Raw genomic sequence first — 1,466 nt, forward strand, 5'->3', positions numbered from 1 at the left:
TACCAGTCGTCCGCCTAACTTCTTTTCCCAAGACAGGAACCTGATATCTGCTGTTTTCAGCATAACATCAAGTGCCTGAATCGCATCCGTAATATTAGGTAATTCAATTAATCCAATTGATTTCATATATCTTTCCTTCTGTTTTCAGGATATTGGAGCACGTATTAGATGCTTGGTAATATTTTTTCTACGTCTGTGTGAGGTCTTGGGATAACGTGTACTGCTACTAACTCGCCAAGTTTTCCTGCTGCTGCTGCGCCTACTTCTGTAGCTGCTTTAACAGCTCCAACATCTCCACGAACTAAAACTGTTACCAGACCGGAACCGATTTTTTCTGTTCCTACTAACTGAACGTCTGCTGCCTTCACCATAGCGTCAGATGCCTCAATTGCTGCTACTAAACCTCTTGTTTCTACCATTCCTAAAGCTTCCTGTGTCATTATAAAAATCCTCCTTAATTAACCTTGTTGTTTTTCCAACATCAGATATTTCTTCATTTTATCTACTCTAAACATTTATTCGTAACAATTCAGCCATGTTGAACTATTACATTTATTCTACACTATATTGCACTTATTCTCAACATCTTTTCAGTATCCTCTGATGGAGCTGGGATAATATATCTCGTTACAACACCTGTAATACTGTTTGCTGCTTCTTCCGCTGCATCCATTGCAGCATTTACATCTGCAACACTGCCTCTGATTTTTAAGCAAGTAATAAGGGGTACCGGTAACGCATCTGCATTTGCAGGCTTGTTCTTGTCGATGGATTCGATCCTGACATTTGCCGCTTTTGCTGCTGCATCTGCCGCCACAAATGCTGCTACGCATCCAAACACTTCTAAAATTCCTGCTGCTTCACGCATGGCCTAACACACTCCTTTCACTTACTCGTTGATGATAGCGATCTTAAGACCTTCCATCTTCAGATTTGTTACATGAGCTTCATTAATTTGACTTAACGGGAACTTATGTGTGATCAGTTTCTTCATTGGAAGTCCGATTGCCTGAGCGCCCTTTAAGAATTCAAATGTAGTTGCATAATCTCTGAGTGTATATACCCAGGAACCAACGATTGTGATTTCTTTGGAGCAGATATCAAAGTGAGGATTGATTGTTGCATCTCCACCATTGATGAAGAATCCAAGTTCACAAAGTCCGCCGCCGTTACGGATGAATTTGTAGATGTTTGCATGAGCGATCGGAGATCCGGTACACTGGAATGCAAAGTCTGCAAGGTATCCGCCAAATGCTGCTTTCACACCTTCAGTAAGAGCTTCAATTCCTTTGTGGTCTTTGAAGTTTACAGTTTCAGATGCGCCCATCTCTTTTGCAAAATCAAGTCTCTTCTGCTCGCCGTCTACTGCGACGATATTCTGAATTCCCATTGTCTTTAAGATTGAGATACAAATCAGACCGATCGGTCCGCATCCCTGAACAACAACTCTGCTGTTGAATCTTAAG

The 1,466-nt window shown here is 41.4% G+C and carries 4 protein-coding genes; all 4 read right to left on the reverse strand.

The window, feature by feature from the left end; genetic code table 11:
• Nucleotides 1–126 (reverse strand): BMC domain-containing protein (locus ACH2DQ_RS16030; RefSeq protein ID WP_395027410.1); only part of this gene is annotated, 126 nt, incomplete at its 3' end.
• Between the two features lie 38 nt (nt 127–164).
• The gene (gene pduA / locus ACH2DQ_RS16035) at nt 165–440 is read right to left on the reverse strand and encodes a propanediol utilization microcompartment protein PduA (protein ID WP_027293695.1); all 276 of its coding nucleotides are present in this window, start codon (nt 438–440) and stop codon (nt 165–167) included.
• A gap of 122 nt (nt 441–562) precedes the next feature.
• A complete protein-coding gene (locus tag ACH2DQ_RS16040) occupies nt 563–868 on the reverse strand; it encodes a BMC domain-containing protein (protein WP_394912449.1) in 306 nt (101 codons plus the stop codon).
• 21 nt (nt 869–889) lie between these two features.
• Nucleotides 890–1,466, reverse strand: a 577-nt coding sequence (locus tag ACH2DQ_RS16045) for a zinc-binding dehydrogenase (protein WP_395027408.1), incomplete at its 5' end; no start/stop codon positions are given.

Source organism: Robinsoniella sp. (assembly GCF_034124845.1).